The sequence below is a fragment of the Streptomyces sp. NPDC091972 genome (assembly GCF_044756385.1).
In the GTDB taxonomy this organism is placed as follows: Bacteria; Actinomycetota; Actinomycetes; order Streptomycetales; family Streptomycetaceae; genus Streptomyces.
In genome coordinates, this window is the sequence record NZ_JBIVSV010000004.1 from 443,257 (window position 1) to 468,373 (window position 25,117).

22 protein-coding genes and 1 riboswitch are annotated in these 25,117 nt (G+C 70.4%); of the genes, 5 read left to right on the top strand and 17 right to left on the bottom strand.

Features of this window, described 5'->3' with window-relative positions:
- Window positions 1-63 precede the first annotated feature (63 nt).
- The 6 genes from ACIQJT_RS14585 to ACIQJT_RS14610 all read right to left on the bottom strand — a co-directional run bounded on the left by ACIQJT_RS14585 (window position 64) and on the right by ACIQJT_RS14610 (window position 7,186).
- The gene (locus ACIQJT_RS14585) at window positions 64-1,425 is read right to left on the bottom strand and encodes an aminotransferase class V-fold PLP-dependent enzyme (protein WP_402643296.1); all 1,362 of its coding nucleotides are present in this window, start codon (window positions 1,423-1,425) and stop codon (window positions 64-66) included.
- A gap of 121 nt (window positions 1,426-1,546) precedes the next feature.
- Window positions 1,547-1,663: riboswitch (SAM riboswitch) on the bottom strand.
- Window positions 1,664-1,739: 76 nt separating this feature from the next.
- Entirely contained in the window at window positions 1,740-2,804 is a 1,065-nt protein-coding gene (gene trpD, locus ACIQJT_RS14590) for an anthranilate phosphoribosyltransferase (RefSeq protein ID WP_402643297.1), read from the bottom strand.
- Window positions 2,805-3,009: 205 nt separating this feature from the next.
- Window positions 3,010-4,647: a cytochrome bc complex cytochrome b subunit gene (locus ACIQJT_RS14595; protein WP_365451254.1), complete on the bottom strand. Its 1,638-nt coding sequence runs from the start codon at window positions 4,645-4,647 to the stop codon at window positions 3,010-3,012.
- Window positions 4,644-5,699, bottom strand: coding sequence for a Rieske 2Fe-2S domain-containing protein (locus ACIQJT_RS14600; RefSeq protein WP_402643301.1), 1,056 nt, complete (start codon window positions 5,697-5,699; stop codon window positions 4,644-4,646). Before ACIQJT_RS14600 ends, ACIQJT_RS14595 begins: the two co-directional genes overlap by 4 nt.
- Window positions 5,696-6,505, bottom strand: coding sequence for a c-type cytochrome (locus ACIQJT_RS14605; protein ID WP_402643303.1), 810 nt, complete (start codon window positions 6,503-6,505; stop codon window positions 5,696-5,698). Before ACIQJT_RS14605 ends, ACIQJT_RS14600 begins: the two co-directional genes overlap by 4 nt.
- A gap of 60 nt (window positions 6,506-6,565) precedes the next feature.
- Window positions 6,566-7,186 (bottom strand): heme-copper oxidase subunit III, encoded by a 621-nt coding sequence (locus ACIQJT_RS14610; protein ID WP_053849778.1) that lies wholly within the window; start codon window positions 7,184-7,186, stop codon window positions 6,566-6,568.
- Between the two features lie 145 nt (window positions 7,187-7,331).
- Between ACIQJT_RS14610 and ACIQJT_RS14615 the strand changes: the two genes are divergently transcribed.
- Complete coding sequence (locus ACIQJT_RS14615; RefSeq protein ID WP_365451248.1) at window positions 7,332-7,733, top strand: hypothetical protein; 402 nt, start codon at window positions 7,332-7,334, stop codon at window positions 7,731-7,733.
- 76 nt (window positions 7,734-7,809) lie between these two features.
- On the opposite strand, the gene ACIQJT_RS14620 is transcribed toward ACIQJT_RS14615, so the two are convergent.
- The 4 genes from ACIQJT_RS14620 to coxB all read right to left on the bottom strand — a co-directional run bounded on the left by ACIQJT_RS14620 (window position 7,810) and on the right by coxB (window position 12,297).
- Window positions 7,810-9,072, bottom strand: a complete 1,263-nt coding sequence (locus ACIQJT_RS14620) for an Ig-like domain-containing protein (RefSeq protein ID WP_402643308.1) — start codon at window positions 9,070-9,072, stop codon at window positions 7,810-7,812.
- A 131-nt stretch (window positions 9,073-9,203) separates the two neighbouring features.
- Window positions 9,204-9,602: a cytochrome c oxidase subunit 4 gene (locus ACIQJT_RS14625; RefSeq protein WP_053849781.1), complete on the bottom strand. Its 399-nt coding sequence runs from the start codon at window positions 9,600-9,602 to the stop codon at window positions 9,204-9,206.
- Window positions 9,599-11,341 carry a cytochrome c oxidase subunit I gene (gene ctaD / locus ACIQJT_RS14630; protein ID WP_053849782.1) on the bottom strand — a complete coding sequence of 581 codons (1,743 nt, stop codon included), beginning with the start codon at window positions 11,339-11,341 and terminating at the stop codon, window positions 9,599-9,601. Before ctaD ends, ACIQJT_RS14625 begins: the two co-directional genes overlap by 4 nt.
- Window positions 11,338-12,297, bottom strand: a complete 960-nt coding sequence (gene coxB, locus ACIQJT_RS14635; RefSeq protein WP_053849783.1) for a cytochrome c oxidase subunit II — start codon at window positions 12,295-12,297, stop codon at window positions 11,338-11,340. Before coxB ends, ctaD begins: the two co-directional genes overlap by 4 nt.
- Window positions 12,298-12,540: 243 nt before the next feature.
- Between coxB and ACIQJT_RS14640 the strand changes: the two genes are divergently transcribed.
- On the top strand, window positions 12,541-13,902 hold the full coding sequence (locus ACIQJT_RS14640; RefSeq protein ID WP_402643313.1) for a cysteine desulfurase/sulfurtransferase TusA family protein: 1,362 nt from the start codon (window positions 12,541-12,543) through the stop codon (window positions 13,900-13,902).
- A gap of 4 nt (window positions 13,903-13,906) precedes the next feature.
- On the opposite strand, the gene ACIQJT_RS14645 is transcribed toward ACIQJT_RS14640, so the two are convergent.
- Window positions 13,907-14,881 carry a carbohydrate kinase family protein gene (locus ACIQJT_RS14645; protein ID WP_402643316.1) on the bottom strand — a complete coding sequence of 325 codons (975 nt, stop codon included), beginning with the start codon at window positions 14,879-14,881 and terminating at the stop codon, window positions 13,907-13,909.
- A 151-nt stretch (window positions 14,882-15,032) separates the two neighbouring features.
- Here ACIQJT_RS14645 and ACIQJT_RS14650 point away from each other — a divergent pair, with 151 nt between their 5' ends.
- Both ACIQJT_RS14650 and ACIQJT_RS14655 read left to right on the top strand, forming a co-directional pair.
- On the top strand, window positions 15,033-15,242 hold the full coding sequence (locus tag ACIQJT_RS14650) for a hypothetical protein (protein ID WP_365451241.1): 210 nt from the start codon (window positions 15,033-15,035) through the stop codon (window positions 15,240-15,242).
- 175 nt (window positions 15,243-15,417) lie between these two features.
- A complete protein-coding gene (locus ACIQJT_RS14655; protein WP_402643319.1) occupies window positions 15,418-17,157 on the top strand; it encodes a hypothetical protein in 1,740 nt (579 codons plus the stop codon).
- Window positions 17,158-17,238: 81 nt separating this feature from the next.
- Here ACIQJT_RS14655 and ACIQJT_RS14660 read toward each other — a convergent pair whose 3' ends face one another.
- The gene (locus ACIQJT_RS14660) at window positions 17,239-17,595 is read right to left on the bottom strand and encodes an iron-sulfur cluster assembly accessory protein (RefSeq protein ID WP_020137379.1); all 357 of its coding nucleotides are present in this window, start codon (window positions 17,593-17,595) and stop codon (window positions 17,239-17,241) included.
- Between the two features lie 267 nt (window positions 17,596-17,862).
- Between ACIQJT_RS14660 and nadA the strand changes: the two genes are divergently transcribed.
- Complete coding sequence (gene nadA / locus ACIQJT_RS14665; RefSeq protein ID WP_402643322.1) at window positions 17,863-19,047, top strand: quinolinate synthase NadA; 1,185 nt, start codon at window positions 17,863-17,865, stop codon at window positions 19,045-19,047.
- A 19-nt stretch (window positions 19,048-19,066) separates the two neighbouring features.
- On the opposite strand, the gene ACIQJT_RS14670 is transcribed toward nadA, so the two are convergent.
- The 5 genes from ACIQJT_RS14670 to ACIQJT_RS14690 all read right to left on the bottom strand — a co-directional run bounded on the left by ACIQJT_RS14670 (window position 19,067) and on the right by ACIQJT_RS14690 (window position 25,021).
- The gene (locus ACIQJT_RS14670) at window positions 19,067-21,331 is read right to left on the bottom strand and encodes a protein kinase (RefSeq protein WP_402643325.1); all 2,265 of its coding nucleotides are present in this window, start codon (window positions 21,329-21,331) and stop codon (window positions 19,067-19,069) included.
- A gap of 94 nt (window positions 21,332-21,425) precedes the next feature.
- Entirely contained in the window at window positions 21,426-22,571 is a 1,146-nt protein-coding gene (locus tag ACIQJT_RS14675; protein WP_402643328.1) for an RNA polymerase sigma factor, read from the bottom strand.
- The gene (locus ACIQJT_RS14680; protein ID WP_365451231.1) at window positions 22,564-22,986 is read right to left on the bottom strand and encodes a YciI family protein; all 423 of its coding nucleotides are present in this window, start codon (window positions 22,984-22,986) and stop codon (window positions 22,564-22,566) included. Before ACIQJT_RS14680 ends, ACIQJT_RS14675 begins: the two co-directional genes overlap by 8 nt.
- A gap of 128 nt (window positions 22,987-23,114) precedes the next feature.
- Window positions 23,115-23,792, bottom strand: coding sequence for a response regulator transcription factor (locus ACIQJT_RS14685; RefSeq protein ID WP_053848324.1), 678 nt, complete (start codon window positions 23,790-23,792; stop codon window positions 23,115-23,117).
- A complete protein-coding gene (locus tag ACIQJT_RS14690; protein ID WP_402643331.1) occupies window positions 23,789-25,021 on the bottom strand; it encodes a sensor histidine kinase in 1,233 nt (410 codons plus the stop codon). The genes ACIQJT_RS14685 and ACIQJT_RS14690 overlap by 4 nt, the downstream gene beginning before the upstream one ends.
- Window positions 25,022-25,117 lie beyond the last annotated feature (96 nt).

The window sequence follows — 25,117 nt, forward strand, 5'->3', positions numbered from 1 at the left end:
TGCTCCCCCTGCTTTCCGTACGGCTGCTGGGGGGAGCGTATACGCGAGCCGGCCGTCGCTCCCTCAGACGGCCGGGACGCAGCGGCCGTCCTCGGTGCGGTACGTCCACTTCGCGCCGTCCGCGACCAGTTCCCTCACCGCCTTCACGAACCGTTCGACGTGCTCGTCCGGGGTGCCGGCGCCGAAGCTCACCCGGATCGCGTTGAGCGACTTCTCGCCGGGCGCGGCCTCGGGGGCGCCGCACTCGCCCTGGGACTGCGGGTCGCTGCCGAGGAGGGTGCGCACGAGGGGGTGGGCGCAGAAGAGGCCGTCGCGGACGCCGATGCCGTACTCGGCGGAGAGGGCGGCGGCGAAGTGGGAGCTGTTCCAGCCCTCGACGACGAAGGAGAGCACGCCGACGCGGGGGGCGTCGTCGCCGAAGAGGGACAGGACGCGGACCTCGGGGACGTCGGCGAGGCCGGCCCTCACCTTCTCGATCAGATACCGCTCGCGGGCCACCAGGCTGTCGAAACCGGCCTCCGTCAGCGCCTTGCAGGCCGAGGCGATCGAGTAGGCGCCGATGACGTTCGGGGAGCCCGCCTCGTGCCGGGCGGCGCTCTCGTGCCACTCCACGTCCACTCCCCCGTCCTCGCGCCGGGTGACCTTGCGGCTGGCGCCGCCGCCCGCGAGGTAGGGGTCGGCCGCGCGCAGCCAGTCGGCGCGGCCGGCCAGGACGCCGGAGCCGAAGGGCGCGTAGAGCTTGTGGCCGGAGAAGGCGACCCAGTCGACGTCCAGGTCGCGGACGCTCACCGGGTGGTGCGGGGCGAGCTGGGCGGCGTCCAGGACGATCCGGGCACCGTGCGCGTGGGCGGCGGCGGCCAGCTCGCGGACCGGCCACAGCTCGCCGGTGACGTTGGAGGCGCCGGTGACGCACACCAGGGCGGGGCCGTGGGGGTCGCGGTCGGCGAGGGCCTTCTCCAGGGTCTCGACGGCCTGCCGCGGGGTGCGCGGGGCGTCGAGGTAGCTGACCCGGGCGTCCTTCCAGGGCAGCAGGCTCGCGTGGTGCTCGGTCTCGAAGACGAACACCTGGCAGTCGGCGGGGAGGGCGGCGGCGAGGAGGTTGAGCGAGTCGGTGGTCGACCGGGTGAAGATCAGCTCGTCGTCCTCGCGGCAGTCGAGGAACTCGGCGACGGTCCTGCGGGCGTTCTCGAACAGGTCGGTCGAGAGCTGGGAGAGGTACCCGGCCCCGCGGTGCACGCTGCCGTAGTAGGGCGCGTACGCCGCCACGTCGTCCCAGACCCGCTGGAGGGCCGGTGCGCTGGCCGCGTAGTCGAGCGCCGCGTAGGTGACCTCGCCGCCGGTGACGAGCGGGACGGTGACATCACGCCCCAGAACGGGCAGCGGGGCACAAATGGTGCGGGCGGCGGCAGCGGTGGAGACGGACATGGGGAACTCCCGTGAAAGTAAAGGTGAGATGGGTGCGCGGAGGCGGGGCTCGGCGGCCCTATCGCATTCGCTTGCTCACGGAAGACTCCCTCGATCGACCAGGACCCCTGGTGTCGAGAGGGGCCCGCGCTTGCCGTAGACCTCGCTGCCTACGGCCTGGTCTTCACCCGGGGCACCCCGCCACGGACGGAGGGTTGCCGGACAGTCGGCCGGGGCCTCATGACTGTCACTCATGACCTGGTACCGGAACGTACGTGAGGTGATCGTCGTCCCGCAACCCGTGTCCGGATCGCGGGACGACACCTCGGTGGCCGTCAGGCGTTGCTCGCGGCCACCCAGCGCTCCAGCGTCCGCTTCGCCGCGCCCGAGTCGATCGCCTCCGCGGCCTTGTCCATCCCGGCCCGCAGCTGCTCGGCCAGCGTCCCCGTCCCCGGGTCCAGGGCCACCAGCGCGGCCGCCGAGTTCAGGAGCACGGCGTCCCGGACCGGGCCCTTCTCGCCGTCCAGCAGGTGGCGGGCGACCTCCGCGTTGTACGCCGGGTCGCCGCCCCGCAGGGCCTCCACCGGCACCAGGTCGATGCCGACGTCCCGGGGGTCGAAGCTCTCCTCGGTGACCTTGCCGTCGCGGACGACCCAGACCCGGGAGGTCGACGTGGTGGTCAGCTCGTCGAGGCCGTCGTCGCCGCGGAAGACGAGCGAGGAGTGGCCGCGCTCCGCGAAGACGCCCGCGACGACCGGCGCCATGCGCGGGTCCGCGACCCCGACCGCCTGGGCCCGTACCCGGGCGGGGTTGGTCAGCGGACCGAGGATGTTGAACACCGTGCGGATGCCCAGCTGACCGCGGGCGGCGCCCGCGTGGCGCAGCGCCGGGTGGAACTTGATCGCGAAGCAGAAGGTGATCCCTGCCTCCTCGGCCACCTCGGCCACCCGCCGCGGGGTCAGCTCCAGGTTGACGCCGAGCTTCTCCAGGACGTCCGAGGCGCCGGACGCGGAGGAGGCGGCCCGGTTGCCGTGCTTGACGACCGTGGCGCCGGTGCCGGCGACGACGATCGCCGACATGGTGGAGATGTTGACGGTCTTGGCGCCGTCGCCGCCGGTGCCGACGATGTCCACCGTCCGCCCGGGGACCTCGATCACGTTGGCGTGCGCGTACATCGCCCGCACGAGACCGTTGATCTCCTCGACCGTCTCGCCCTTGGCCCTGAGCGCGACCACGAAAGCGGCGATCTGCGCGTCGGTGGCCTCGCCCCGCATGATCCGGTCCATCGCCCACGCCGTCGCGTCGGCGCTCTGGTCCCGGCCGTACAGCAGGGCGTTCAGCACCTCGGGCCAGGAACGGCCCGCCGCGGTGTCGCCTCCAGCGGGGGTCACAGCGCTCATGGGGCCGCTCCAGATGTCGTAGAAAACCGTCTCCACACCCTATCCAGCCCGCAGCACGGCACAGGGCCCCGTCCGGTGTTCGGACGGAGCCCCCGCCCCCGCCGAACCCGCACCCGAAGCCGAACCCACCGCACGGCAAAGGGCCCGTCCAGTGTGTCGGACGGGCCCTTCTACCGCGCGTGGCGAGCGCAGCGACAAGCAGTGATCAGTGGTGGCCGTGGCCGCTCGTGATCTCCTTGTACTCCTCGACGGTCGGCTTGGGGATCTGGGACTCCTCGCCGTAGTACGCCTCGCTCAGCTTGGCGCGCAGCTTCTCGGTGCCCTTGACCTTCCGCTCGACGCCGTTCTCGTCGACCGTGGGGCCGATCTCGGCGGGCTTGTACTGCTCGTGCGCCGTGAGCGTGTGGAGCTGCTCCTGGCTGAGCGGCTCGTGCACCTCGATGAACTCACCGTGCGGCAGGCGCTTGATGATGCCGGACTCGCGGCCGTGCAGCACCTTCTCCCGGTCGCGGCGCTGGAGGCCGAGGCAGATCCGCTTGGTGACGACGAACGCGATGACCGGGGCGACGAAGAACGCGATCCGCACGAACCAGGTGATGGCGTTGATCGACAGGTGGAAGTGCGTGGCGAAGAGGTCGTTTCCACCACCGATCAGCAGCACGAAGTACCAGGTCATCCATGCCACACCGAACGCGGTCCGGGTCGGGGCGTTGCGCGGCCGGTCCAGGATGTGGTGCTCGCGCTTGTCGCCGGTGACCCAGGACTCGATGAACGGGTACACCGCGATCGCGACCAGCACCAGCGGGAAGATGACCAGCGGGATGAACACGCCCAGGACGAGCGTGTGACCCCAGAAGTTGATCTCCCAGCCCGGCATGACACGGATCAGGCCCTCGGAGAAGCCCATGTACCAGTCCGGCTGGGCGCCCGTGGACACCTGGTCGGGACGGTAGGGGCCCATCGCCCAGATCGGGTTGATGGAGGCGATCGCCGCGATGACCGCGATGACACCGAAGACCAGGAAGAAGAAGCCTCCGGCCTTGGCCATGTAGACCGGCAGCAGCGGCATGCCGACGACGTTGTTGTTGGTCTTGCCGGGGCCCGCGAACTGCGTGTGCTTGTGGTAGAAGACCAGGATCAGGTGCGCCACCATCAGGCCGAGCATGATGCCCGGCAGCAGCAGGACGTGGATCGAGTAGAAGCGGGCCACGAAGTCGCCGCCCGGGAACTCCCCGCCGAACAGGAAGAACGACAGGTACGTGCCGACGATCGGCACGGACAGGATCGCGCCCTCCATGAAGCGGACACCGGTGCCGGAGAGCAGGTCGTCCGGGAGCGAGTAACCGGTGAAGCCGGTGAACATGCCGAGGACGAACAGCAGGAAGCCGAACAGCCAGTTGACCTCACGCGGCTTGCGGAACGCGCCCGTGAAGAACACGCGCATCATGTGCACGAACATGCCGGCGAGGAAGATCAGCGCCGCCCAGTGGTGGATCTGCCGGATCAGCAGACCACCGCGCACATCGAAGGAGATGTGCATGGTCGAGTTGAACGCCTCGGACATCAGCTGGCCCTGCAGCGGGACGTAGCTGCCGTGGTACTCCACCTCGTTCATCGACGGGTGGAAGAACAGCGTCAGGTACACACCCGTGAGGATGATGATGATGAAGCTGTACATGCACACTTCGCCCAACATGAACGACCAGTGGTCGGGGAAGATCTTGCGCATGTTGGCCTTGGCCAGGGAGTAGATCCCGAGCCGGCCGTCGGCCCAGTCGGCGACGCGCTCGCCGGCCGGTGCCTTCCCGCGTGCGCGGGACTCGGAGGTCTCTGTAGTGCTCATCCGCGCTCCCAGAATGCAGGACCGACGGGCTCCTCGAAGTCGCCGAGCGCTTCGAGGTAGCCCTGGTCGTTCACGCCGATGCGCAGCTGCGGCAGGGCGTGGCCGGCGGGGCCGAAGATCACCCGGGCACCGTCGGAGAGGTCGAAGGTGGACTGGTGGCAGGGGCAGAGCACGTGGTGCGTCTGCTGCTCGTACAGGGAGATCGGGCAACCGACGTGGGTGCAGATCTTCGAGTACGCGACGATGCCTTCGTGCGACCACTCGAGCTCGCGCTTGTCCTTGATGTTGTCCGGCTGGATGCGGACGATCATCAGGGCGGCCTTGGCGATCTCGGTCTGGAACTCCTCGTCGTGCTCCTCCAGGCCCTCGGGCTTGGCGAAGGTCAGCGAGCCGACCTGGACGTCGGAGGGGCGCAGCGGCTCGTTGGTGTTCATGTTGACGAGCTGGAGGCCCTTGCGCCACATGGTGTGGCGGAGCTTGGTGCCGGGCAGCGGGCCGAGGTCGCGCAGCAGCATGACGCCGGAGAGCGGGAACAGGGCCAGCGCGCCGAACATCGTGTTGCGGATCAGCTTGCGACGGTCGAGCGCCGACTCCTTGGCGCCCTGCTTGAAGTCCGCGTGCACCTTCGCGCGGACCTCGGGGGACGCCTCGATCGGGTGCCGCTCGTCGGCGATCTCCTCGTCGGACATCAGGGTGCGGGCCCAGTGGACCGCGCCCGCGCCGATCGCGAAGAGGGCGAGACCGAGGGTCAGGCCCAGCGCGAAGTTCAGCGCGTTGATGTGCCCGATCGGGAAGACGAAGATCGACTTGTCGTGGGGGATGCCCACGTACGAGGCGATGAACCCGACGGTGGCCAGCATCGACACCGTGAACAGCATGGCCACCGTGCGCTCGGACCGCCGGGCGGCCCGCTCGTCGATGTCCTGCACCCGGTGCTCGTGGGGCGGGAGGCCGGGGTCCGCGAACGGGTTCTTGTCGTCCGCGACGCCCACCGTGCCGTGCGCGTCCTGCTCAGCGGGCAGGTTCTCTTCTGGAATGTCTTGGCTACTCATGACTTCTTGGCCTTTGCGGTCCGAGCGGCGACCCAGACGGCGACCGCGATCAGCGCGCCGAGGCCGAAGATCCAGGCGAACAGGCCTTCGGAGACCGGGCCGAGACCGCCCAGCTCAAGGCCGCCGGGGCTCACGGTGTCGTCGCCGTTGACCGCGTTCAGGTACGCGATGATGTCCTTCTTGTTCTGCTCCGACAGCGTGGTGTCGGGGAACGACGGCATGTTCTGCGGGCCGGTCTGCATGGCCTCGTAGATGTGCTTCGGGTCGACGTCCTCGAGGCTCGGCGCGAACTTGCCGTGCGTCAGCGCGCCACCCTTGCCGGTGAAGTTGTGGCACTGCGTGCAGTTGTCACGGAACAGCTCGCCGCCCTTGGCGATGTCGGCGTCCTCGGGGCCGTACTGCGCCTCGGTCGGGATGTTCGGACCCGCGCCCAGCGAGGCGATGTACGCGGCCAGCTGGTCGATCTCGGCCTGCGAGTAGATGACCTTCTTGCGCGGAACCTGCGCACCCGGCTGCTGGGCCGGCATACGGCCGGTGCCGACCTGGAAGTCGACGGCCGCGGCGCCCACGCCCACGAGGCTCGGACCGTCGGAGGACCCCTGACCGCCGGTGCCGTGGCAGCTGGCACAGCCTACGGCGAAGAGCTTCTTGCCCTCGTCGATGGCCAGGGACTGGGCGGTTTCGTCTGCCTTCGCCTTGTCCGCGGGGGCGAACACGGCGTACAGCCCCCCGGTGCATGCCAGCGCGAGGAGTAGGACGACGAGCGCCGCCAGCGGGTGGCGTCGTCGTGCGGAGAGCTTTTTCACGGATTACCCCGGTGTCAGGATCTTCTGCGTCGATGCTTGCGATGTCGGGAGCGGGCCCGGCTACTTGATCATGTAGATCGTGGCGAAGAGGCCGATCCAGACGACGTCGACGAAGTGCCAGTAGTAGGACACGACGATCGCTGCCGTCGCCTGCTCGTGGGTGAACCTCTTGGCCGCGTAGGTGCGCCCGAGAACGAACAGGAACGCGATCAGGCCGCCCGTCACGTGCATGCCGTGGAAGCCGGTGGTCAGGTAGAACACCGAGCCGTACGGGTCGGAGGAGAGCGAGAGCCCGTCCTTCTTCACCAGCTCCGTGTACTCGTAGATCTGACCGCCGATGAAGATCGCGCCCATGATGAACGTGACGATGAACCAGCCCCGGAGCTTCTTCACGTCACCGCGCTCGGCGGCGAAGACGCCGAGCTGGCAGGTGAGCGAGGAGAGCACCAGGATCGTGGTGTTCGTCGCCGAGAACGGGAAGTTCAGGCTGTGCGCCATTTCCTTCCAGTGATCGGGTCCCGTCACCGATCGCAGGGTGAAGTACATCGCGAAGAGGGCCGCGAAGAACATCAGCTCGGAACTCAGCCAGATGATGGTTCCGACGCTGGTGAGGTTCGGCCGGTTGACCGACGGGTGCGCGTGCCCGGTTTCTACTGTCGTTGCTGTCGCCACGACCGACATTATGTCGGTCGCTTATCCCGCCCTCACCCCGGGGGGTGCCGTTCGGAGTGTCCTGCTGCTCCATACCGGTGTTGACGTGGTGTTCAAGGGAGTAGCATCCGGCCCAACGGGCCTGTCCTTACGACGCTGACGTCACGGAGGAACAATGCAGCCGACCGCCACGGTGCTGGTCTACAGCGACGATTCCAACACCCGCGAACAGGTGCGGCTCGCCGCCGGGCGCCGACCGGCTCCGGACGTCCCGTTGGTCGAGTTCGTGGAGTGCGCCACGCCCGCCGCGGTGCTGAAGGAGCTGGACAGGGGCGGGATCGACGTCTGTGTGCTGGACGGGGAGGCCGTGCCGATGGGCGGCATGGGCCTGTGCCGGCAGATCAAGGACGAGGTGTTCGACTGCCCGCCGGTGCTGCTGCTGATCGGGCGGCCGCAGGACGCGTGGCTGGCCACGTGGAGCCGGGCCGAGGGTGCGGTGACCCATCCGGTGGACCCGGTGGAGTTCGCGTCGGCGCTGGCTTCCCTGCTGCGGTCCCGGAAGGCTTTGAGCGCCTAGGAGCCCGGGGACTTCCGTAGGCGGGCGACTGCGGGCCGTCTCCGGCCGGTCACGCAGTTCCCCGCGCCCCGGGCAGTCACACCGCCGTCGGTCGCAGCCGGGCCGTCTGGTCGGCACTCGGGGCGTCCGGGGTGCCCGCCACCAGCGCGCTGCCCTCGCGCCACTTCTTCCAGTCCAGGTTCCAGTCGCCGAAGCCGTTGCCGAACGGCTCCATGGTGTCGCCCTCCGAGTTGACCACCTGGACCACGTCGCCCTCGTGGACGGTCTCGAAGAACCACTCCGCGTTGGCCGTGCTCATGCCCGTGCAGCCGTGGCTGACGTTGGCGTAGCCCTGGGAGCCGACCGACCAGGGGGCGGCGTGGACGTACTCGCCGCTCCAGGTGACGCGGGTGGCGTAGTAGACCGGGAGGTCGTACGACTCCGAGCTGCCCTCGGCGATCCCGATGCTGGTGCCGCGCATACGTACGAAGTACTCCTTGCCCAGCACGACCTTGACGCCGTTGCGGGTGTCGAAGCCGGGCTTGCCGGTGGTGACCGGGAGCTCCTTGATGACCTCGCCGTTCTTGTACACCGTCATCGAGTGCGACGAGGCGTCCGTCACGGCGATGATCCGGTCGCCGGTGGTCAGCTTCAGGGGCTTGCCCTTGCCGCCCCAGAGCCGGTCGCCGATCTTGATGCCCTCCAGGTCGCTGCGGACCTGGATCGTGGCGTGGGCGGGCCAGTAGTCCTTGGGGCGGTAGTGGAGCTCCTTGTCGTCCACCCAGTGCCAGGCGCCCGGTACGGCGGGCGTGGAGTCGACCCTGAGGGCGCGCTCCACGACGGCCCGCTGGGTCTTGTCCTTGACGGGCCGGTCCAGCTTGGCGGTGACGGGCTGGCCGACGCCGTACGTGCCCGTCCTGGGCCCGAAGGTGACGTTCAGGCGCTTCTTGCCGAGCGGTCTGCTGGTGTCGAAGTCGAGGACCCTGCGGCCCGGGGCGCCGTCCTCGTCCTCGGTGCTCACCCGGACCGTGTAGTGGGCGTTCGCGGCCAGTGGGGAGGTGCTGCGCCAGCGGGTGCCGTCGGCGGAGAGTTCGCCCGCCACACGGCGGCCCGTGGCGTCCGTGGCGGTGACGTCGGTGATGCGGCCGTCGTCGTCATCGGCGGTGACCTCGAGCGGCTTGTCCGGGTCGGCCTTCTTGCCGTCGCCGGTGGGCGCGTTGAAGGCGATCTGGTCCGCGGCGTCGTACGGCGTGGCCGCCAGCGGGTTCCCGTCGGACCCGCAGGCTGCGGCGCTCGCGCCGAGGGCGATCACCAGCAGCGTGCAGCCGACGACGGTGCGGGTACGCGGTGCGTGGTTCATGACTTCACGCTAGGAAGGCACGTCAAGAACGGCACGCCGGGTGACTCGTACGAGGGATGCCTATTGCGGCAAACGCAGGAGCCCGGACGCTCCTGACGGAGTGTCCGGGCTCCTGACGAGCTCAGCTCGTGCTACTGGGTGCGGTTCTCACCGCGGTAGTACTCGAAGACCCAGCCGTACAGGCCGACCAGGATCACCGGCACCGAGAAGTACAGCAGCCACCAGCCGATCGCGACCGACAGGAAGGCGAGGGCACCGCCGACGCCGAGGGCGAGCGGCTGCCAGCTGTGCGGGCTGAAGAACCCGACCTCGCCGGCGTCGTCCGCGACGTCGGCCTCCTTGTTGTCCTGCGCGCCGGCGTCCACCCGCTTGGCCGTGAAGCCCAGGTAGAAGCCGATCATGATGGACAGACCGAAGGCCAGGAAGAGCGCGGTGGTACCGGCCGGCTCCTTCGACCACACGCCATAGACGATCGCCATGGCGAGGATGAAGATGCTCAGCCAGAAGAACATCCGTCCCTGGATCTTCACTTCCCGGCCTCCTTGCCGCCGTTGCCGGCCAGAGCCTTCTCACCGTGACCGGCGTTCTCGAGCTGGTCGAGCGCGGCGATCTCCGGGTGGTGCAGGTCGAACGCCGGGGATTCGCTGCGGATCCGCGGCAGGGTGAGGAAGTTGTGGCGCGGCGGCGGGCAGGAGGTCGCCCACTCGAGGGAGCGGCCGTAGCCCCACGGGTCGTCGACGCCGACCGGCTTGCCGTACTTGGCCGTCTTCCACACGTTGTAGAGGAACGGCAGGATCGACAGGCCGAGCACGAAGGAGCTGATCGTCGAGATCGTGTTCAGGGCGGTGAAGCCGTCGGCCGCCAGGTAGTCGGCGTAGCGGCGCGGCATGCCCTCGGCACCCAGCCAGTGCTGGACCAGGAAGGTGCCGTGGAAGCCGATGAACAGCGTCCAGAACGTGATCTTGCCGAGGCGCTCGTCGAGCATCTTGCCGGTGAACTTCGGCCACCAGAAGTGGAAGCCGGAGAACATCGCGAAGACGACGGTGCCGAACACCACGTAGTGGAAGTGCGCCACCACGAAGTACGAGTCCGAGACGTGGAAGTCCATCGGGGGCGAGGCCAGGATGACACCGGTCAGACCACCGAAGGTGAAGGTGATCAGGAAGCCGGTGGCCCAGAGCATCGGGGTCTCGAAACTCAGGGACCCCTTCCACATCGTTCCGATCCAGTTGAAGAACTTCACGCCCGTCGGTACGGCGATGAGGAACGTCATGAAGGAGAAGAACGGCAGGAGCACACCGCCGGTGACGTACATGTGGTGGGCCCACACCGTCACGGACAGACCCGCGATCGCGATGGTCGCCGCGATCAGACCCATGTAGCCGAACATCGGCTTGCGAGAGAAGACCGGGATGACCTCGGAGATGATGCCGAAGAACGGCAGGGCGATGATGTACACCTCTGGGTGGCCGAAGAACCAGAAGAGGTGCTGCCAGAGCAACGCTCCGCCATTGGCCGGGTCGAAGATGTGTGCCCCGAACTTCCGATCCGCCTCCAGCGCGAACAGCGCGGCGGCGAGGACGGGGAAGGCGAGCAGGACCAGCACCGCGGTCAGCAGCACGTTCCACACGAAGATCGGCATGCGGAACATGGTCATACCCGGCGCGCGCATGCAGATGATCGTGGTGATGAAGTTGACCGCACCGAGGATCGTGCCGAAGCCGGAGAAGGCCAGACCCATGATCCACAGGTCGGCGCCGACGCCCGGGCTGCGGACCGCGTCCGACAGCGGGGAGTAGGCGAACCAGCCGAAGTCGGCCGCGCCCTGCGGGGTGAGGAAGCCGCCGACCGCGATGGTCGAGCCGAACAGGTAGAGCCAGTAGGCGAACATGTTCAGCCGCGGGAACGCCACGTCGGGCGCGCCGATCTGCAGCGGCATGATCCAGTTGGTGAAGCCGGCGAACAGCGGCGTCGCGAACATCAGCAGCATGATCGTGCCGTGCATCGTGAACGCCTGGTTGAACTGCTCGTTCGACATGATCTGCAGGCCCGGCCGGGCCAGCTCGGCGCGCATGAACAGCGCCATCACGCCGCCGATCAGGAAGAACGCGAACGACGTGACCAGGTACAGGGTCCCGATCGTCTTGTGGTCAGTGGTGGTGAGCCACTTGATGACCACACTGCCGCGGTTCTGGCGCCGGACCGGCAGCTCGTCCGTGTAGTGGGACCCTGCTGCCGCGGCACCCTGGGGTTCGTTGAGGATGCTCACAGGTTCGTCGTCTCCCGGTCCTTCTCATGGGCGGTCTGCTCGATGCCCGCGGGAACGTAACCGGTCTGCCCCTTCTTCGCGAGGTCCTTGAGGTGCTGCTCGTAGCGCTCGGGGGAGACGACCTTCACGTTGAACAGCATCCGGGAGTGGTCGACGCCGCAGAGCTCGGCGCACTTGCCGAGGAAGGTGCCCTCCTTGTTGGGGGTCACCTCGAAGGCGTTGGTGTGGCCCGGGATGACGTCCTGCTTCATCAGGAACGGCACCACCCAGAAGGAGTGGATGACGTCACGCGAGGTGAGGACGAAGCGGACCGTCTTGCCCTTGGGGAGCCAGAGGGTCGGGCCGGGGTTGCCGGTCTGCGGGTTCCGCGTGGCGGGCGTCCCGAAGTCGTAGACACCGCCGGCGTTCGCCGGGAAGTCGTCCTTGAACCGGGTCGGAATCGCGTCCAGGTTCTTGTCCGTCTTCGCGTCACCCGTGGAACCGGCGACGGGCGTGATGTAGTTGAAGGCCCAGCTCCACTGGTAGCCGACGACGTTGACGGTGACGTCGGGCTGCTTCTTGAGGCTGAGCAGCTTCGACTCGTCGCGGGCCGTGAAGTAGAAGAGGACCGAGACGATGACGAGCGGAACCACGGTGTACAGCGCCTCGATGGGCATGTTGTACCGGGTCTGCGGAGGTACCTCGACCTTGGTGCGGCTGCGCCGGTGGAAGATGGCGCTCCAGATGATCAGACCCCACACCAGCACGCCGACGGCGAGCGCGGCAGCCCAGGAGCCCTGCCACAGGGAGAGGATCCGCGGAGCCTCTTCCGTGGTCGGGGTGGGCATACCAAGGCGGGGGAAGTCCTTGTATGTGCAACCGGTGGCGGTCGCCAGGACCAGGCCCGCGGTCATTGCCTGCAGCAGCTTCCGCCGCATCGGGCGCCGCGGCGAGCGGTCGGAGCCGTTGGGACTCACGTAGCGCCTTCCCGAGAGTCTCGCCCGCGCGGTTGGCTGCGGCCTGCCTTCTTCGGTGGTCGGTCGCCGCCCTGCGTCGGGCAGGGGTTTGGATGTTTATGCGGACCAAACCCTAGCCGACGCCCTCCGGGGGTTCAGCGGGAGGGGGGCCTACTGGGTCGGGGGTTCGCTGGTTTGGCGGCCCCGGGTGCGTTGTGGCTGGTCGCGCAGTTCCCCGCGCCCCTGGGGGGTTAGCGTTGCCGTGTGTCTTATTTCGACGCTGCTTCCGGTGCTCCGCTCCATCCTGTTGCCCGTCAGGCGCTGTTGGCCTCTCTGGATGAAGGGTGGGCCGATCCTTCCCGTCTCTACCGGGAGGGGCGGCGGGCTCGGTTGTTGCTGGACGCCGCCCGGGAGGCCGCTGCCGAGGCTGTGGGGTGTCGTCCCGATGAGCTGACGTTCACCTCGTCGGGAACTCGGGCCGTGCACAGCGGGATCGCCGGGGCGATGGCCGGTCGTCGGCGGGTCGGACGTCACCTGATCGTGTCTGCCGTCGAACACTCCTCGGTCCTCCATTCGGCGGAGTTGTTCGAGATGACCGAGGTGCCCGTGGACCGCACGGGGGCTGTCCGTGCGCAGTCCTACGCCGATGCCCTGCGCCCCGACACCGCGCTGGCCTGCCTCCAGTCGGCCAACCACGAGGTGGGGACCGTGCAGCCGGTGGCCGAGGTGGCCGCGGTGTGCCGGGAGGCGGGGGTGCCGTTGCTGGTGGACGCGGCGCAGTCGCTCGGGTGGGGGCCGGTCGAGGGCGACTGGTCCGTGCTGACCGCCAGCGCACACAAATGGGGCGGCCCCTCGGGGGTCGGCCTGCTCGCCGTCCGGAAAGGTGTCCGGTTCTCGCCCCCGGGGCCGTCCGACGAGCGGGAGTCGGGGCGGGCGCCGGGCTTCGAGAACCTGCCGGCGATCGTCGCGGCGGCGGCCTCGCTGCGGGCGGTGCGGGCCGAGGCGGAGCAGGAGGCCGTACGGCTGGGGGAGCTGACGGCGCGGATCCGTTCGCGGGTGCCGCGGCTGGTGCCGGACGTGGACGTGGTGGGTGATCCCGAGCGGCGGCTGCCGGGGATCGTGACCTTCTCCTGTCTCTATGTCGACGGGGAGACACTGCTGCACGAACTGGACCGGGCGGGTTTCTCCGTCTCCTCCGGATCGTCCTGCACGAGCAGCACGCTGACGCCCAGCCATGTGCTGAAGGCGATGGGCGTGCTGAGTGAGGGGAATGTGCGGGTGTCGTTGCCGTTCGGGGCGGTCTCCGAGGAGGTCGACCGGTTCCTGGAGGTGCTGCCGGGGGCGGTGGCGGCGGTCCGGGAGAAGCTGGGAGCGCCCGCACCGGCGACCGAGGTCCACGAGGAATCCCTCGTCGTGGACGCCCTCGGCAAGCGGTGCCCGATCCCGGTGATCGAGCTGGCGAAGGTGATCGGTGACGTGCCGGTGGGCGGGACGGTCCGGGTCCTCTCGGACGACGAGGCGGCCCGCCTGGACATCCCGGCGTGGTGCGAGATGCGGGAGCAGGAGTACGTCGGGGAGGAGCCGGCGGACCGGGGTTCCGCGTACGTGATCCGCCGGGTCTCCTAGCCGTTCACTTGAGGTGGGTGCGGACCTCTTCGGCGGCCTCGTCGCCGTAGGCCTTGGTGAACCGCTCCATGAAGTTGGCGCGCCGCAGCCGGTACTCCTGCGTCCCCACGGTCTCGATGACGAGCGTGGCGAGCATGCAGCCCACCTGGGCCGCCCGCTCCAGGGAGACGCCCCAGGCGAGCCCGGACAGGAAGCCGGCGCGGAAGGCGTCACCGACGCCCGTGGGGTCGGCCTTGCGCTCCTCCTCGGGGCAGCCGACGACGATCGGCTCGTCGCCGACCCGGTCGATCCGCACGCCCTGCGCCCCGAGGGTGGTGACCCGGTGGCCCACCTTCGCGAGGATCTGCTCGTCGGACCAGCCCGTCTTGGACTCGATGAGCCCCTTCTCGTACTCGTTGGAGAAGAGGTAGGTGGCGCCGTCGAGGAGGATCCGGATCTCGTCGCCGTTCATCCGGGCGATCTGCTGGGAGAAGTCCGCGGCGAACGGGATGCCGCGGGACCGGCACTCCTCGGTGTGGCGGAGCATCGCCTCGGGGTCGTCGGCGCCGATGAGGACGAGGTCGAGGCCGTCCACGCGGTCGGCGACGGTCTTGAGCTCGATCTGGCGGGCCTCGCTCATCGCACCCGTGTAGAAGGAGCCGATCTGGTTGTGGTCGGCGTCGGTGGTGCACACGAAGCGGGCGGTGTGCAGCGTCTCGGAGATCCGGACGGACGCGGTGTCGACGCCGTGCCGGTCCAGCCAGGCGCGGTACTCGTCGAAGTCGAAGCCCGCGGCGCCGACGAGCACCGGGTTGGTGCCGAGCTGGCCCATGCCGAAGGCGATGTTCGCGCCGACCCCTCCCCTGCGTACGTCGAGGTTGTCGACCAGGAAGGAGAGCGAGACCGTGTGCAGCTGGTCCGCGACGAACTGGTCGGCGAAGCGGCCGGGGAAGGTCATGAGGTGGTCGGTGGCGATGGAGCCGGTGACTGCGATACGCACGGCGAGGCTCTCCAGGAGAAGGGGGTGTTGACGGTTAACGCTATCCGGTCCGTATGGAGTACTGCGAGGCGAAGGACGGCGCGGTGAAGCAGGTGAAACTACCCGATAGTAGATCTTTCTTCGCGGGCTCCGGCGTGCATACGGTGCCGTCATGACGAACCTTGAGCTGTACGCCTCCGTCCCGGCCGACCCGGACGTGGACCTCGCCTCGCTGCGGGGCGACTGTGCCCGGATGGCTCCGCACTGGACGGTTCCCGACCGGATCGTCGCCCTCCCGGTCTCTCCCTCGCTCATCCACGGTGTGACGGTTCCCGAGGGGTCCGCCAGGCTGCTGGAGGCGATGTCGGAGTACGGCGACTGAGGCACGCGCCCGACTCGCGGCGTGTGCGTCGGCGCGTTCGAGGGAACCGCGCGCTCCCCCGCTGCGTCCCATCGCCGTCCCCCGGAAAGGGGATGCGGGATACGACCTTTTCGCCGACCTTTGACAGGGTCGGGTCAGGGTCGAGGGACAGTTGCGCGGCAGAAGGAGCGATGCGGTGAACACCGAGCGACCCGACGACAACGAACCCGTCGAGGCCTCCGACGGGGACGGGAGCGCTGCGAAGGCGCACGGTGCCGGTGAAGCGAGTGCCGCGGAGGAGCGCGGTTCCGAGGTCTCCGGTGCCGGGGGCTCCGGCGCCGAGGAGGGCTCCGACGGGCCTGCCGGGGAAGTCGCCGACGCCGACACGGACGACTCCCCGGGTTCCGCCGACACGGCTGCCGAGACCGAGGCCGACAGCAGTGCTCCGGCCACCGACTCCGAGATCCCCCGGCACGAGGACGCCGGCGCCCCCCGCCCGGCCCGGCACCGCTCCCCCGTCGCCGTCGCCGCCGTGGCCGCCGCCGTGCTGGTCGTCGGTGGCGGTGGGGCGTACCTGGCCACCAGCGCCTCCGGAGGGTCCGGTGGCGGTACGGCCTCGGGCGCGTCCGGTGACGCCACTCCGCCGCCGCTCGCACTCGACGGCTACACCGCGAGCGGTGGGACCGGGAACGGGATCGCGCCGGGCGAGCCGAATCCGTACGGCGCGGCCTACCGCGTCGACGGCAGCCTGCCCGAGGGGCCCGATTCGGCGCCCGTCTACCGGGCCCAGGGCCAGGTCACCGAGGCTGAGGTGGCGAGGCTCGCCGAGGCGCTCGGGGTCGACGGGACGCCGGTGGCGCAGGGGCAGGTCTGGCGGATCGGGGTCAAGGACGGTTCGGGGCCGAGTCTCCAGGTGAACCGGCAGGCGCCGGGCGCGTGGACCTTCCAGCGCTACTCCCCCGTCGTCGACGACTGCCGGAGCGCCACCGTGTGCGGGGCCCCCGGCGGCGGCCGTCCGGTGAGCGAGGCGGACGCGGAGAAGGCCGCCGCGCCGGTGCTGAAGGCCGTGGGCCAGGGCACCGCGCACCTGGACGCGAGCCAGGTGATGGGCGCCCAGCGGATCGTGAACGCCGACCCGGTCGTGGGCGGGCTGCCCACGGACGGCTGGGCGACCGGCGTCACCGTGAACGGCCAGGGTGAGGTCGTCGGCGGCACCGGCCAGTTGAAGGCGCCGGTCAAGGGCGACACGTATCCGGTGCTGGGCGCCGAGAAGACGCTGGGGCTGCTGAACAAGGCGCCCGTGGCCGACCACCGCATGGGCATCGGCGGCTGCGCCAGTCCCGTGCCGCTGAAGGACCGGCTCGAGGCGCCCTGCGGGGAGTCGACGGCGGGTCCGGCCAAGAGCACGCTGACCGTCGGGAAGGCGGAGTTCGGGCTGGCGTCGCACCTGGTCGCCGGGCGCCAGGCGCTGGTGCCGTCCTGGCTGTTCGAGGTGCGGGCGACGGGCGCGAAGGACGCGTTCACGGTGACGTACCCGGCGGTCGACCCGGCGTACATCGCCTCGCCGGCGACCGCGACGCCGTCCGCGCCCGCCTCCCCCACCGCGCCCTCCGACCGTCCGACCTCCGCGCCGAGGACACGGGACGTCGAGGTGGACGGCTACACCGCCGAGGGCGACGAGCTGACCGTGAGCTTCACGGGCGGGGTGTGCGGGGACTACACCGCGACGGCGAGCGAGGACGCGGACCGGGTGAAGGTCGCGGTGACCTACACGCCGTGGCCGGACAAGGTCTGCATCATGATCGCCAAGGAGATGCAGAAGACGGTGCCGCTGGACGCGCCGCTCGGCGACCGCGAGGTCGTGGACTCGGACGGCAAGGCGGTCCCGCTGACGAAGCCGGGGGCGCGGCTGCCGGAGACCTCCGGGGCCCGGTAGCCCTCTGGACGCGCGAAGGCGGCGGCCCCTTCGGAGGGAGCCGCCGCCTTCTGTCGCGTCGGACCGGTGCGAACCGCGGGCTCAGCTGAAGGAGTCGCCGCAGGCGCAGGACCCGGTCGCGTTCGGGTTGTCGATCGTGAAGCCCTGCTTCTCGATGGTGTCCACGAAGTCGATGGACGCACCGCCCAGGTACGGGGCGCTCATGCGGTCGGTGACGACCTTGACGCCGCCGAAGTCCTTGACGACGTCGCCGTCGAGCGAGCGCTCGTCGAAGAAGAGCTGGTAACGCAGGCCGGAGCAGCCGCCGGGCTGAACGGCGACGCGCAGGGCCAGGTCGTCACGGCCTTCCTGGTCGAGCAGGGCCTTGACCTTCGCCGCGGCGGCGTCGGACAGGATGATGCCGTCGGTGACGGTGCCGGTCTCGTCCGATACGGACATCTACATCTCTCCCGGGTTGTACGGAGACTGCTTGCCGACTGGTGCAACCGGCAAGGCCGCGGATTCATTCCGGGCCGGACGCCGGTATTTTCCGGCGCCTTCTTCATGCTCGCACATGCGGCCCCGAGCGGAAAACGTCCTGCCGGGGCCCCGTGAACCCGTTTTCGGGATTCACGTCACATCGACGCAATGACCATCGTCAAAGTGACGTGAACCGGGTTATGATAGATAACGTCAGTTCGACGAAAAGTAGAAAGGGTGCGTGTCGTGACCACCGCCCAGACCACGGAGCTCGACGTACAGCCGACTCCGCTCGCCCTGTTGCTGCTCGGCCGCGAGGCCGACCCGAGGAGCGAGCGGGGCGTCGAGTGTCCCGGCGATCTGCCCTCGCCGTCCGACCCCGACCTGGTCGAGCGCGCCCGCGCGGCCAAGGAGAAGCTCGGCGACAAGGTGTTCGTCCTCGGCCACCACTACCAGCGTGACGAGGTCATCCAGTTCGCCGACGTCACGGGCGACTCCTTCAAGCTGGCCCGGGACGCGGCCGCGCGCCCGGAGGCCGAGTACATCGTGTTCTGCGGTGTGCACTTCATGGCCGAGTCGGCGGACATCCTCACCTCCGACGACCAGAAGGTCGTCCTGCCCGACCTCGCCGCCGGCTGCTCCATGGCCGACATGGCGACGGCCGAGCAGGTCGCCGAGTGCTGGGACGTGCTGACCGACGCCGGCATAGCCGAGCAGGTCGTGCCGGTGTCGTACATGAACTCCTCCGCGGACATCAAGGCGTTCACGGGCAGGCACGGCGGCCTGATCTGCACGTCGTCCAATGCGAAGCGCGCTCTGGAGTGGGCCTTCGAACAGGGCGAGAAGGTCCTCTTCCTTCCCGACCAGCACCTCGGCCGCAACACCGCCGTGCGCGACATGGGCATGTCCCTGGAGGACTGTGTCGTCTACAACCCGCACAAGCCGAACGGCGGCCTGACCGCCGAGCAGCTGCGGGACGCGAAGATGATCCTGTGGCGCGGGCACTGCTCGGTCCACGGCCGCTTCTCGCTGGAGTCCGTGGAGGACGTGCGCGCCCGCATCCCCGGGGTGAATGTCCTCGTCCACCCGGAGTGCAGGCACGAGGTCGTGGCCGCGGCGGACTACGTCGGCTCGACGGAGTACATCATCAAGGCGCTGGAGGCGGCCCCGGCCGGCTCGAAGTGGGCGATCGGCACGGAGCTCAATCTCGTACGGCGCCTCGCGAATCGTTTCGCCCCCGAGGGCAAGGAGATCGTCTTCCTCGACAAGACGGTCTGCTTCTGCTCGACCATGAACCGCATCGACCTGCCCCACCTGGTCTGGACCCTGGAGTCCCTGGCCGAGGGCAAGCTCGTCAACCGGATCGAGGTCGACAAGGAGACCGAGGCGTTCGCGAAGCTGGCCCTGGAGCGGATGCTGGCCCTGCCGTAACCCCGCCGTCAGCCGGCGCTCACCCCGACGCGGAGGTCCGCTCGGGGTGGGCGGGGTCGAGGGTGAAGACATCGCCGGACGGTGTGGTGACGACCAGGGCACCCTTGTTGAGCAGGACCTCGGGCGGCAGCTCGTTCTGGGCGTTCACCCACTTGGCACGCGGCGGGGTGTCCCACAGCAGCGTGCCCTTGTCGGCGTCCAGAGCCGCGACCCGCCCGCTGGCGCTGGACAGATGGACCACCCGGGTGCCCGCGCCGGGGGTGACACCGCCCGGCTGCTCCAGGCTCGTCGGGGTCTGCCAGAGCTGCCGGCCGGTGCGCACCGACACGGCCGTCACCTGACCGGAGGTGCCGGTGAACCACAGCGTGCCGTCCGCCGTCGTCGCGGTGCCCTGGAACTCCTTCGCCAGCTCCGTCGTCGTGGCGGCACCGGTGTCCGGGTCGACCAGCCGGATACGGGAGAAGGGGCCCTTCGTACCGGTGCTCAGGTGCCCCGGCACTTCCTCGGCGGCCTCCAGGTAGAGCAGACGGCCGTCGTAGGTGCCGACCAGGGTGGAGTGTCCGGGCACCTTCAGGCGCCGCACCGAGCCGTCGGAGCGGTCGAAGCCCAGGAGCAGGATCTCCTTGGCGGGCGTCATGCCGGGGACGCACTCCAGGTAGAGGCCCGCGTTCGTGTGCGCCGGGTCGCAGTGCATCCCGGCCGGAAGCGGCGCCGTCCAGCGCTCGGCTCCGGTGCGCACCGAACGCGCGGTCAGCACCCCGCGCCCGTCGTCCGGGACGAGCAGAAGGTCGCCCGAGAGGCCCACTTGGGTCGCCTGCGCGTCCACCGTGCGCCGCCAGAGCCGTTCCCCCGTCCCGGTGTCGAGGGCGATGACCGAGGTCACGAGGTCGCCGCCCTCGGGCTGGTACTGCTGCTTGACCATCATGACGTCGTCCTCGACCCCGAGGAGCCAGAAGAAGTACGACCTCTTCATCCGGAGGGACGGCACGCCGTCGGCACGCCAGTCGACCCGCCCGGTGGTGCCGTCGAGGCGCACGGGCAGCACAGCGTCGCCCGCGCAGTAGAGGGAACCCTCGTACATCTGGCACTCCGGGCCGCTGTCGACCCCGCCCTCCAGAAGGGTGATCCCCTTCTTGAGACCCCGGTCGGCGGTGGCGTACACGGTTGTCTGCCAGGGCTGCCAGCCGCTCGGCAGCTCCGTCCGGCGAGAGGCGGCGCCCTTCGCGCGGACCGTGCCGCTGCCGCCGTCGTCCTCGGTCCGGTCGGGGCCGCTCAGCAGGTACGCCGTCAGCCCGAGGGCCAGAGCCCCGATCGCGGCGGTCGCCGCCCACAGCGGGCGGGATCGGCGCCGACGGCCGGGGGACGTGTCCGACTTGGGGTCGGGGGCCCCGGTCCCGGAAGGGGCCGGCAGGTTCCCGCGTGACGTCACCGTCGGCGGGCCGTCTGCCACCTCCTCGGCTGCCTCCCCGGGCACCTCCTCGGGCAGCACCCGTGCGAACTCGCGTGCCACCTCGTCCAGTTGGGGCCGGTCCGCGGCCTCCTTGGCCAGACAGCGCCGCAGGACCGCCCTCAACTCCTCCCCCACGCCGTCCAGGACGGGGTCGTCGTGCACCACCTGGTACGCCGTGAGGTAGGGGCTGTCCGCGTCGAACGGTCCCCGCCCGGTCAGGGTGTACACCAGCAGCGCGGCGAGCGCGAAGACGTCGGAGGCCGGGCCGACCGTGCGGGCGTCGGTGAGCTGTTCCGGGGACATGAAGGGCGGGGTGCCGATCATCTGCCCGGTCTCGGTGAGGGGGTTGTTCTCCGCCGCCCGGGAGATGCCGAAGTCGATGACGCGGGGGCCGTCGTCGGCCATCAGGACGTTGGCGGGCTTGAGGTCGCGGTGCACCACCCCGGCCCGGTGGATGTCCCGCAGTGCCTCCACCAACCCCAGTGCCAGGCGCCGCAGTTGGCTCTCCCGCAGCGGGCCGAGCTCGGACATCCGGTCGGCGAGCGAGCGGCCCGGGACGTACTGGGTCGCCATCCAGGGCCGGGCCGCCTCCGGGTCGGCGTCCACGACCGGGGCGGTGAAGGCACCGCTCACCTTGCGGACGGCCTCGATCTCCTGGCGGAAACGGGTGCGGAAGACGGGGTCCTCGGCGTACTGGGCGTGCACGACCTTCACCGCGACCTCGCGGCCGGAGCGGGATCTGCCCCGGTAGACGATGCCCATTCCCCCGGACCCGATCCGGTCGACCAGCTTGTACCCGCCGACCGATTTCGGGTCGTCCTTGTGCAGCGGCACGTCCGCATCCCCTTCCCCCGTGCGGCAGTACGAGCGCCCAGCATATGTAACGGGGGTGAGCTGTCCCGGCTCGGGAAGGTCGCGGGCCCTGACGTCAGTGCCGCGAGCGGGAGTTGAGCCGGGCCGCCTGGCGGGTCAGGTAGTCGCGTTCGGCGAGGTTGGGGGCCTTGTGGGCGGCCTCGGCGTACAGGCGGGCCGCGGTCGCCGGGTCGCCGGCGCGTTCGTGGAGATAGGCCGCGGCCGCGGCGTGGCGGGGCAGCGTGTCGTCGATCGCGGCCAGCGCGGCCAGGCCCGCGCGGGGGCCGTCGGCCTCGCCCACGGCGACCGCCCGGTTGAGGCGGACGACGGGGCTGTCGGTGAGGCGGGCGAGTTCGTCGTACCACTCGACGATCTGCACCCAGTCGGTCTCCTCGGCGGTGGGGGCGTCGGCGTGCAGGGCGGCGATGGCCGCCTGGGCCTGGAACTCGCCCAGCCGGTCGCGGGCGAGGGCGCCCTGGAGGATCCGCACGCCCTCGGCGATCGCCGCGGTGTCCCAGCGGCCGCGGTCCTGCTCGGCGAGCGGCACCAGAGAGCCGTCGGGGGCGGTGCGGGAGGCGCGGCGGGCGTGGTGGAGCAGCATCAGGGCGAGCAGCCCGGCGACCTCGGGGTGGTCGATGGCGGCGGCGAGCTGCCGGGTGAGCCGGATGGCCTCGGCGGCGAGGTCGACGTCACCGGAGTACCCCTCGTTGAAGACGAGGTAGAGGACGCGCAGCACGGTGGCGACGTCGCCGGGCTGGTCGAAGCGGACACCGGCGACGGTGCGCTTGGCCCGGCTGATGCGCTGCGCCATGGTCGCCTCGGGCACGAGGTAGGCCCGGGCGATCTGGCGGGTGGTGAGTCCGCCGACGGCGCGCAGGGTGAGGGCGACGGCGGAGGACGGGGTGAGCGAGGGGTGGGCGCACAGGAAGTAGAGCTGGAGGGTGTCGTCCCGGTCGGACGCGGGCCCGGGCACCGGTTCCTCCTCGACGCGCTCCTCGCGCCGGCGGCGGGCCGTGTCCGAGCGGGTCGCGTCGAGGAACTTGCGCCAGGCCACGGTGACCAGCCAGCCCTTCGCGTCCCGCGGCGGATCGTCCGGCCAGACCCGGACCGCCTCGACCAGCGCGTCCTGGACGGCGTCCTCGGCCGCCGCGAAGTCGGCTCCGCGGCGGACGAGGACGGCGAGCACGCTCGGGGTGAGCCCTTTGAGCAGCGTCTCATCCACCGGGGTGGCACTCCGTGGCGGTGGGCGACGCGGCGTAGAACGGGCGCAGCTCCAGCCATTCGTGGATCGGCTTCCCGCCGGCGCCGGGGGCGGCCGACAGCTCACCGGCCAGCTCCAGGGCCCGCTCGTAGCTGTCGACGTCGATCACCATCCAGCCGGCGATGAGGTCCTTGGTCTCGGCGAACGGCCCGTCGGTGACCGGGGGGCGCCCCTCGCCGTCGTACCGCACCCAGGTCCCCTCGGGAGCCAGCGCCTGACCGTCGACGTACTCCCCGGTCTTCACCAGCTCGTCCGCGAAGTCCCGCATGTACTGCACGTGCGCGGAGATCTCCTCCGGCGTCCACTGCTCCATGGGCACGTCGTTGGCCGGAGCGGGAGCGCCGCGGTAGTGCTTGAGCAGCAGGTACTTGGCCATGATGTCTCCTGGTGTCCCGGTGCGACCCATTCTGGCCGCTCTCACCACAGGGGACGGAGCGGGACGCGGGTTCTCGACATCGCCGGGCGGACTTTCCTCGTCCGGTCCTCGCGGCGGCCTTCGCGGGCTCACTCCGCCCGCGGACGCACCAGCCCCGACTCGTACGCGATCACCACGAGCTGGGCCCGGTCCCGGGCGCCCAGCTTGGCCATGGCGCGGTTGACGTGGGTCTTGACGGTGAGCGGGCTGACCTCCAGGCGCTCGGCGATCTCGTCGTTGGAGTGGCCGCCAGCGACCTGGACGAGGACCTCGCGCTCGCGGACGGTGAGGGCGGCGAGGCGTTCGGAGCGCACCGGGTCGTTGTCGTCCGCGTCGCCCTGGGCGAGGAAGCGGGCGATCAGGCCCTTCGTGGCGGCCGGGGACAGCAGCGCCTCGCCGCCGGCCGCGACCCTGATGGCGCTGAGGAGTTCCTCGGGTTCGCTGCCCTTGCCGAGGAAGCCGGAGGCGCCGGCGCGCAGGGACTGCACGACGTAGTCGTCGACCTCGAAGGTGGTCAGGATGACCACGCGGACGTGGGCGAGTGAGGGGTCCTCGCTGATCATGCGGGTGGCCGCGAGCCCGTCCGTGCCGGGCATCCGGATATCCATGAGGACGACGTCGGCGCGCTCCTGCCTGGTCAGCCGGACGGCCTCGGCCCCGTCGGACGCCTCGCCGACCACCTCCATGTCCGGCTCCGAGTCGACGAGCACGCGGAAGGCGCTGCGCAGCAGTGCCTGGTCGTCGGCGAGCAGGACACGGATCGTCATACGGGCTCCCCCGGTTGGTTGCTCGCGGCGGTGCGGGTCTTGACCGGCAGGATCGCATGGACGCGGAAGCCGCCCCCGTAGCGGGGGCCGGTGGTGAGGGTGCCGCGCACGGCGGTGACGCGCTCGCGCATCCCGAGCAGTCCGTGGCCGCCGCCGTTGTCCGGGTCGTCGTCGCTGCCGGCCCCGTCGTCGAGGACCGTGATCTCCACGTTCGGGCCGACGCGTACGACGCTGACCTCGGCCTTCGCCGCCGTACCGGCGTGCTTCTGGACGTTCGTGAGGGCTTCCTGGATGACCCGGTAGGCGGCCAGGTCCACGGCGGCGGGCAGTGTGGTGCCGTGGTCGGCGCGGGCGACCTCGACATGGAGGCCGGCGCTGCGGTAGGTGCCGACGAGTTCGTCGAGGCGGGCCAGGCCGGGGGCGGGTTCGGTGGGGGCCTCGGGGTCGCCGGACTGGCGCAGCAGGCCGACAGTGGCCCGGAGTTCGTTGAGGGCCGAGCGGCTGGCCTCGCGGACGTGGGCGAGGGCTTCCTTGGCCTGGTCGGGGCGCTTGTCCATGACGTGCGCGGCGACTCCGGCCTGGACGTTGACCAGCGCGATGTGGTGGGCGACGACGTCGTGCAGGTCGCGGGCGATGCGCAGGCGTTCCTCGGCGACCCTTCGCCGGGCCTCCTCCTCACGGGTGCGTTCGGCCTTCTCGGCGCGCTCTCTTATCGCCTGGACGAAGGCCCGGCGGCTGCGCACGGCGTCGCCTGCGGTGGCGCCGATGCCGGTCCAGGCGAAGATGCCGAGGTTCTCCTGGGCGTACCAGGGCAGCGGGCCGGCGAGCATCGCCGCACCGGTGAGCACGGTCATGGTGAGCAGGCCGACCCGCCAGGTGGTGGGGCGGTCGGTGGCGGAGGCGACGGTGTAGAGGGCGATCACGGCGGCCATGGCGACGGGGGCGCGGGGGTCGCCGGTGACGCACTCGATGATGGCGGCGGCCCCGGTGAGGGCGAGGACGGTGAGCGGGGCGCGGCGGCGGAAGACCAGGGCGAGGGCGGCGAGGCCCATGAGGACGATGCTGAGCGGCTCAGGGGTGCGGATGCTCCAGCTGACGGCGTCCTTGTCATGGGGCTGGACGAAGGAACCGGCCACCATGCAGGCGAGGACGCCCGCCGCGAGGACGGCGTCCAGGGCCAGGGGGTGCGCTTTGAGGTGGTGCCGGGCGCGGTCCAGTGGGCGGCTCACGCTTGAACAGTACGGGGGCCCTGCCGGGGACGGAACGGGGGCCACCTGTGTGTCTCCGGCCGCCGGTCCGTCGTCGGCGCGCCTGCCCGGGGCCGC

What these genes read in the sequence shown, in the direction of transcription:
- ACIQJT_RS14685 (WP_053848324.1), bottom strand. Translation starts at nt 23,792, where the DNA reads ATGACGATCCGTGTCCTGCTCGCCGACGACCAGGCACTGCTGCGCAGC.
- ACIQJT_RS14600 (WP_402643301.1), bottom strand. Translation starts at nt 5,699, where the DNA reads ATGAGTAGCCAAGACATTCCAGAAGAGAACCTGCCCGCTGAGCAGGAC.
- ACIQJT_RS14660 (WP_020137379.1), bottom strand. Translation starts at nt 17,595, where the DNA reads ATGTCCGTATCGGACGAGACCGGCACCGTCACCGACGGCATCATCCTG.
- ACIQJT_RS14585 (WP_402643296.1), bottom strand. Translation starts at nt 1,425, where the DNA reads ATGTCCGTCTCCACCGCTGCCGCCGCCCGCACCATTTGTGCCCCGCTG.
- ACIQJT_RS14610 (WP_053849778.1), bottom strand. Translation starts at nt 7,186, where the DNA reads ATGTCGGTCGTGGCGACAGCAACGACAGTAGAAACCGGGCACGCGCAC.
- ACIQJT_RS14680 (WP_365451231.1), bottom strand. Translation starts at nt 22,986, where the DNA reads ATGGCCAAGTACCTGCTGCTCAAGCACTACCGCGGCGCTCCCGCTCCG.
- ACIQJT_RS14615 (WP_365451248.1), top strand. Translation starts at nt 7,332, where the DNA reads ATGCAGCCGACCGCCACGGTGCTGGTCTACAGCGACGATTCCAACACC.
- ACIQJT_RS14650 (WP_365451241.1), top strand. Translation starts at nt 15,033, where the DNA reads ATGACGAACCTTGAGCTGTACGCCTCCGTCCCGGCCGACCCGGACGTG.
- trpD (WP_402643297.1), bottom strand. Translation starts at nt 2,804, where the DNA reads ATGAGCGCTGTGACCCCCGCTGGAGGCGACACCGCGGCGGGCCGTTCC.
- ACIQJT_RS14595 (WP_365451254.1), bottom strand. Translation starts at nt 4,647, where the DNA reads ATGAGCACTACAGAGACCTCCGAGTCCCGCGCACGCGGGAAGGCACCG.
- ACIQJT_RS14620 (WP_402643308.1), bottom strand. Translation starts at nt 9,072, where the DNA reads ATGAACCACGCACCGCGTACCCGCACCGTCGTCGGCTGCACGCTGCTG.